Origin of the sequence: Psychrobacter sp. LFX-11D (assembly GCF_904846475.1) — a bacterium.
GTDB lineage: Bacteria > Pseudomonadota > Gammaproteobacteria > Pseudomonadales > Moraxellaceae > Psychrobacter > Psychrobacter cryohalolentis.
In genome coordinates this window covers 1-7125 of the sequence record NZ_CAJHAV010000028.1, presented here as the reverse complement: position 1 = coordinate 7125, position 7125 = coordinate 1, and the positions used below count along the sequence as shown (strand labels likewise).

Below are 7125 nucleotides of genomic sequence, written 5' to 3'. Positions count from 1 at the left end.
AAATCAGCAATGATATGCCAACCCAAGTAGGTGATGTTATTGTCTATGATCGCTCATCAAAGCGTCCACATGGCCATATTCAAATTTTCGATGGTACAAATTGGATTTCTGACTTCCGTCAGAACAGTATCAGCCCATACAGTGGTGTCTATGCTTATACGACATGGCGTGATTCAAAATATGTGGATGACGCATCCGCATCAGATCGTAATATCTACCTTGCTATGAATGATAAATAAGACCTGAGAAGTCAGCACAACATATTTATTGCTTTTCTCCAACCCAGTAGTGATCTTACTATCATTGCTGGGTTTTTTTGTGCTTAACATCAGGGTGTATTTAACCTTTCATGATTTGATCAGTCAGAAATAGACACTACTGATATCATTACTCATTACAAGAATTATCGGCAAGCGCGTTTAAGATGCCACATGATACCGCTTGTGCACTACCTGCACATTTCTGGCGCAAAACTGAGAAATTTTTGGATTGCTAGCATTACAAGACAAATTACGAAACGACGCTCATGAAGATGTGGCTTAGCTCAAAGCGTATGGGTAAACCACCCCGAGTTCGTCGTACTCTCTAAGACTGTTTAGTCTCCGAAAACCTGAGGCGGTTCAGATGGTTTTTTGAGAGATTATGACACTCTCAAAGCGATTTGAAGTACTTGAGAAAGTTGATTATGATAGCACCTAAAGATTTACCAGAGTCATATCGAAAGACTAAACAAAAAAATGCCTCTGGGAGTTGACTCCTAGAGGCATTTAGTTTTTAATGTAGCTAACGGTTACAGAGTGCGTCAACACCCTGTAACGAACAAATAAGCATACGCAGTGCGTTATTTGAACAGCATTAAATGCCCGTGTAGGTGCATTTTATCCAAAAACTGCTTTCATATCAACCTTATTCACTATACATTTTAAAAACTGCTTGTTCGCTCGTTACATCCTTGTGCTGCTCTCTTTGTACCCGTTACCCGTCAAATGGGTGGCAGGCCTCGGCGACGACTGCGTTTGACACAGGGGTAAGCTCTCGACAGGGGGTTCTAGACATATTGAGCAACGCAATGAGTGGTTACTCGTGCATATCGTAGCGGTATATTGGGTTTATGCCCTTGCTAGCGTATGACAGCACAGTAGCGGTTAAGAGCGTGTCTAGGCGGTGCTATCAGCCGTAATCTTAACAACCGTAGCTTGATACAGTGATACGGTCTTGATGACGCGATGGGCAATGAAGTCGGCATGACTAATCACATCAAATCCAAGGAATGCACTAAAGCGATTGTGAGTATTTTATCTACTCATAATCGCTTTAGGGTGAGTGTTCCTTGAAATCTGCTCAAGGCTCCAAAATCAGCATAAATTCACTTAGGCTAATTTAAGTAGTATATAGCCCACTCGGCTATATACTATAAGAGTCCAGAGAAAAATTTAGAATAGTTATTATACAGCAGTCACTTATTCAGTGAGTCGATATTGTCATGGTTGATTCATAAGCTTAGTGTGAATAGAACGAGATCTATGCCTTGGGTAAACTACCTCCCAAACTTATAACTGTTCTTTATCTTGAAATCCTAATTAAACTGAAACCTCGAATACTTTTATTTAGTCAGCATCCAAAGTATTATCTTTGTTTTGAATAAGTATTAGAGCATCTTGTGCTTTCTTAAGTTGATCTTGTAACAGAGTCACTTGTTCCTGCTTTGATAAATGACGGCTTGATAGCTCGCTATATTGTTTATTCAATACGCTATGCTCGGCTTCAAGCTTAGCCTGAGTTTGAGTCAGCTGATTATTAAGTCCTGATAGCTTGTCACGTTCAGCGGTGACTGCCTTTAACTCTCCTTTGATCTCTGCGGTAGCCGTTTGTATATCATTCCGCTCAGTGGTGACTGCCTTTAGCTCTGACTTAGTATTTTTAAGTTCAATCTTTAAACGTGCAATCTCTGCCTTATCACTATCAGCTGTGGCTTTAAGCGTGGCTACCTCACCAAGACTGCTAGTCAGCTCTATAGATTGCTTATCTAATGCATTACTCACCTCTGCAAGCTGTGATTGCGCGGTCTTAGCCTTAGTGCGTTCAAGCTCTAATTCATGCCTAGTATCTAATAGCGTCTGTTTGGTAGCGTCATGGTCAGCTGTGGCTTGCTGTGCGCTTTTAGTTGCTGTTTCCGCAGTGCCGGTCACCTCGTCCAGTTGCTGTAGTAAATCCGCTTGTTCCCCCTCCAAGGTCTTAACCGCTTCTTGCGCTTCGTCCATCTCTGCTTGTGCCTTGATCTTAACCACCTCTAAAGCTTCACGCTCTTTAGACAATCTATCATTAGCCATATCAATAGCCGTCTGCCACATATCAGCCCCAAGCGTGTGCAAGCGTTCTGTGATACCACTAGGTAAGTCTACTTGCTGTAGCTCTTGCTCTTCTTGCTGTTCTCGCTTCCAGCTTTGCATAGCATCACTGATAGTCGTGAATGATCCACCGCCTAGCGCCTTACGCACCTCTGCCAGTGTCGGCTTAACCCCTTGCTCTTGTAATTGGTCTGCTGCTGCATGAATATCTTGTATCGTGAGTGCCATGATTTTGTATCCCTTAATAGTATATTGTAGTATGTTGTATATAATATACTACAATATACAACATACTACAATATAGAATGTAAAAAAACCCCAAGTAATCTTGAGGTCATGTGCTTGTTATTTAATGCCTAGTGATCGGTTAGGTATTCTTCTAGGGCATCGTTGATCATGTCTTGATAGTTACCGCCTGTTTGCTTAGCTCTGTCCTTGAATTTGGCAAGGATACTTGGGCTAATGACACTGGTTTCCGTAGACAACGCTTGAGATTTGATACTGCCACGGATCGCGCCTGACCAGTCGGTGACTTCTGGAATGTCCGATAAATCAATGTCGTCATCGCTAAGCGTGGCTAGATGCTCTGAATCTGCTTGCTACTTAGCAGTTAGTGGCGGTAATTCGTCTATTTTATAGCTAACCTTGCTCATAATACTCCCTACTAAATCCTATAATATGCCTTGCATAAGAGACCGCACGAGTTCACTATCATCGACTCCCTTTGATGTGTGCGTCACAAGTGAGGTTAAAGCGCTGTTAATTGGCTCTTTTGAGCATATTTTTTATATGTAGCTTTTCATCAAAGTCAGTTAATTTTTTTAAGTAGCGCACATACTCTGCGTAGTATTCAGGTTTTGCCATACGCGCCTCGATCTCTTTTTGTGTCTCAACCGGCGTTTTAATCGATTGAGGAAAATTACTAACTACCTCATGCTTGTCTTTAAGTTTCCAACCATATTTTTTAATCTCAGCTGGACTAAACACTTTGACAATATCTTCAAGGCTTGTACTGCTGGTGTCCCGAATACAAAACACGATTTCACTGATTTCTCGGCCGATTTTGTTTTCTGTATAGCTAACCTTCAGCGGTGTGTGCTTCTCAACCTCTGCTATGGCTTTACCTAAGACCTTAGTTTTAAAGTCTGTGATTTTCTCATACTTGTCTGTGCAGTTGAATTTTTGGCGCAGATACGCAACTGAGTACGCTTTTTTACCACCCTGCAAGTGCAAACAGCTACTGACAAGCTCGAACATTAAAATACCGTAAGAGCCCAGCTCCACGATATAGTGCCTCTCGTACTTCGTGAACGTGTTTGACTTATCAAATACAGTTAACATCTCAGTCACTGTATCTGTCAACGTCACCGCTATTCGCCCTTGACCCTTTAGATACTCACACTCAGCAACCCAACTGCTACCTTTTCTATTGACGACCTCATCTGCTTTGAAATCATAAAACCAAAACGCTTTTTGTAGCAAACTATCCGATAACTCACTTAGCAGCTGGTATGTACCATCTTTTTCGAGCCCATATTCTTTGGCAAACTCTGAAGCTGTCAACATAAACGTCCGCTGATTAGCATTTTTATCAACGGCAGCTCGAACCTTTGGCGATAAAAGCATGATCAGTCGTCTCTCGTTATGCGTCAAATCTGTAATCGCGTTTAATAATCTGTTTTGTAGCACAATCCAATTCGGCCCATAAACCCAGTTGCTATGGTCTTTTTTATCGGATGCTGTACTACTGGCATCTGAACTTGCATTTTGAGGGGCTTGTATAGGCTTTTGAATCTCTTCTTCAAAAGGCAATACCTCAAAATCAAAGTCAATAGGAATGGGCTCAATAATCTCAATAGAGGCGTTGAAATCATTTCTTGTGTATCTAATATGATTGATTAAAGCCTCACGCTCCTCTGGTGTCAGCGGTTTTTCAACGCGTACCCTGATTGTATGGCCAAAGTCTTGCCTAAGCTTGTCTTGAAAACCCTGCATTTCTTCAGGTGTCATATCCTGACCTATTTGTTTGGTTTTAACTAATATAACATATATGACGAAAAATTTTATAATTTTTCGTCATATACAAGGTATTTGTCTACCTAAAACAAGCTAAATGTCTACCTATACACTAAAACAACAAGGTATTTGTCTACCTATAACAAGGTTAACGTCGTCATTTAAATAAAAAAAATCCCCTGTAATACTTATAAATGAAGCGCTACAGAGGATTGGCGAAAAACGTATAAATCTGTTAAATCTGTATATATAAATACAAAATAATATACGTGTATTTTTAGGTAAGAATAAAACAGCAACTATTTTATTCTGTGGTAACGTGATCAGAGGTATAGTCACCATTAGCAATTATATGGCGTCGTATGACCACATAAGGTTTGTTGTCGAATGTTTAGGTCGAAGTACTAACCAATATATTTAGACGTCTCTACAGAGCTTTCTCGTTCGTTTTAGGACACATAGCCAGAATGGAAAATAAAAAAGTGCCTGATTCTTAGGATCAAGCACTTTTGTGAACTAACACTGTTTACTTAATAATGATATCGGCACTGAACGATGATAATGGCATCATCTTGAACCTCATAAACCAGTCTATGCTCTTGATCAATGCGACGCGACCAATAGCCTGCCAGATCGTGTTTGAGTGGTTCAGGTTTACCAATACCCTCAAATGGATCACGTTTGATGGCTTTAATCAGCTTACTTATTTGCTTGACCTTCTCTTTGCTGGTTTTTTGCCAGTATTCGTAGTCCTCCCACGCATCCTGTGTCCAAGATAAGATCAAGCGTCCACCTCATCATCACAAGTCAATAATGCGTCATCCGTATTGATGTCATGCTCGATTAAACGACCCGCCTTAGCATCGGCTATAGAGCGTCTGAGGCGCTTGGCATTAGTGGGGCTTTTTAGCAGATGAAGCGTTTCCTCATATGAATTAAACTCTTCTAAACTCATGAGTACCGCAGGTTTGGCGTTTTGTCTAGTAATCACGATCGGCGATTTGTCGGTATCTACCTTATCGATATATTTGGCTAGGCCCTTTCTAAAATCAGTGTAGTTCACAACATCCATAACGATTACTCCGTGTTTGGTCATCTTTATTTGTATGACTGATATTATATACCATATCTGTACTTATATCTGTACAGTTATTTTTACACTGATTTATTTATGGCGCTGGCCGCTCAATCCGTAATCACCCGCAGAAGTTTGTGGCGGCGTATTAAGATTAGAGGGTTTTTGATAATCAAAGGATAACGGCACGGTATTGGTTTGCGCCACTTGAGTTAAGAACAATTTGATTGCTTGAGACGGCGTTAATCCATAGCTTTCAAACACGGCAAAGGCGCTATCCTTGAGCTCTTGATCGAGCCTGATATTATAATTGGTTGTCGTCATGGCATTACAAATGGCTTATATATGTACGTACAATATAAACCATTTGTAATGCCAAAACTACTAAGCATGCTTTTTCATATTATGATTTCTGCTTAGGGAACGTATAGCCTATCGCCAGTAAGTGCTTTTTGTGGGTCTTTAAAAAAGCCTCATCTCTTAATTGAGTGTGTAACCAACTAATAACTTCTTGAGTGCTTTTACCTGATGGTGCGTAACTACCAAACGGTGAGTAGTTAGCCAACAAAGGGGCAAAACGATCAATTTGCTTAACGGTTAGAGGTGGGATATCTCTATCCTCATTATTCTGATTTAGGCCCTCCTGTCCTTTTTTCTTAGTTGGCTTGGCCTTGACGGTGAATGTCAAACCTGTAACTGTGCGTCCACGTTTGATGTTTTCATAGGTGATTTTGATGTCGGTTTTCTGATTAATTTCTTTTATGGGTCCATCAACTGCATTCTCTTTCAAATTGTTGATGCGCTCATACGACTTAGGCGTGCCAAGTTCTTGCCTATATTGATCTAAAGTCATAGAAAAACCACCCTTCCCCTCAGACTTTTTTGCTAGATGGTAAAGGTCTAACGAGTAAGTCAATTTGAGGTTTAAGATATCTTCTTTTAAATATTTAGTGTAAGGGTTGAGCTTATCAAAAACCTGAAGTAAGTATATTACCTCATCTGTAAAATGCATCGATATATAGCCATCTGCATATTTCGACCTGATTAGCCATTGAACCTCTGTATCATCACCATCCTTATCCTCATAAATGAATGTACGCTTCATTAATTTTTTGCTAGCTGATTTCATTTGCTTATAAGCCGAGTTTCTATCTATTCCGCTAAGCTTAGCAAATTCAGAAGACGCAACCTCTATCGGTGTTTTTTCAGTAGCATTATTAACCCTAACCAATGGGCTCGCTAGAATAATGATGCGCTTCTCATCAATAGACATCTCTCTAAAAGCTTGAGTAATTTTATTCTGCATAACAATCCATTTTTCAGGATATTTTTTTTCGTATAGCTCGACATCATTCATTATGACAACCTCATTATGCTAGTTACTTTAAGATACTAGCATAATGCGGGATAAAAGTAGCATTTAAACGGGATAAAAGTAGCATAATGCGGGATAAAAGTAGCATAATGCGGGATAAAAGTAGCATAATAGAGTGCGTAACCCTTTAATAGCAAAGCTTACAGACTGTCTAAAAGTCTTTAAAAGTTTTTAAAAGTAAAAAATATATTTTTATTTTAAATAATAAGGAAAAAACCAAAAAACCGACGGATTTAAGATGATAATTTGATCGACCAATCACTTGTAAAACTGATCAGTAGCTCAGAATGCAATTGTCCATTTACTTAATG

General features: G+C 39.8%; 6 protein-coding genes and 1 pseudogene. 1 reads left to right on the top strand and 6 read right to left on the bottom strand.

The genetic code is table 11. From position 1 onward, the window contains the following. Positions 1 to 239, top strand: a pseudogene (locus JMX75_RS12680) (CHAP domain-containing protein); the annotation flags it as partial. 1368 nt (positions 240 to 1607) lie between these two features. Here JMX75_RS12680 and JMX75_RS12675 read toward each other — a convergent pair. The 6 genes from JMX75_RS12675 to JMX75_RS12650 form a co-directional block, all read right to left on the bottom strand. Beyond that, positions 1608 to 2576 (bottom strand): DNA-binding protein, encoded by a 969-nt coding sequence (locus JMX75_RS12675; protein WP_025652670.1) that lies wholly within the window; start codon positions 2574 to 2576, stop codon positions 1608 to 1610. A gap of 531 nt (positions 2577 to 3107) precedes the next feature. Next, positions 3108 to 4358 (bottom strand): replication initiation protein, encoded by a 1251-nt coding sequence (locus JMX75_RS12670; protein WP_201532546.1) that lies wholly within the window; start codon positions 4356 to 4358, stop codon positions 3108 to 3110. 536 nt (positions 4359 to 4894) lie between these two features. Next, positions 4895 to 5149 (bottom strand): Txe/YoeB family addiction module toxin, encoded by a 255-nt coding sequence (locus JMX75_RS12665; RefSeq protein ID WP_025652646.1) that lies wholly within the window; start codon positions 5147 to 5149, stop codon positions 4895 to 4897. Next, entirely contained in the window at positions 5146 to 5436 is a 291-nt protein-coding gene (locus tag JMX75_RS12660; RefSeq protein WP_025652647.1) for a type II toxin-antitoxin system Phd/YefM family antitoxin, read from the bottom strand. Before JMX75_RS12660 ends, JMX75_RS12665 begins: the two co-directional genes overlap by 4 nt. Before the next feature lie 93 nt (positions 5437 to 5529). After that, the gene (locus tag JMX75_RS12655) at positions 5530 to 5763 is read right to left on the bottom strand and encodes a type II toxin-antitoxin system RelB/DinJ family antitoxin (protein WP_025652648.1); all 234 of its coding nucleotides are present in this window, start codon (positions 5761 to 5763) and stop codon (positions 5530 to 5532) included. Positions 5764 to 5842: 79 nt separating this feature from the next. Further along, positions 5843 to 6796 carry a replication initiation protein gene (locus JMX75_RS12650; RefSeq protein ID WP_045448300.1) on the bottom strand — a complete coding sequence of 318 codons (954 nt, stop codon included), beginning with the start codon at positions 6794 to 6796 and terminating at the stop codon, positions 5843 to 5845. Positions 6797 to 7125 lie beyond the last annotated feature (329 nt).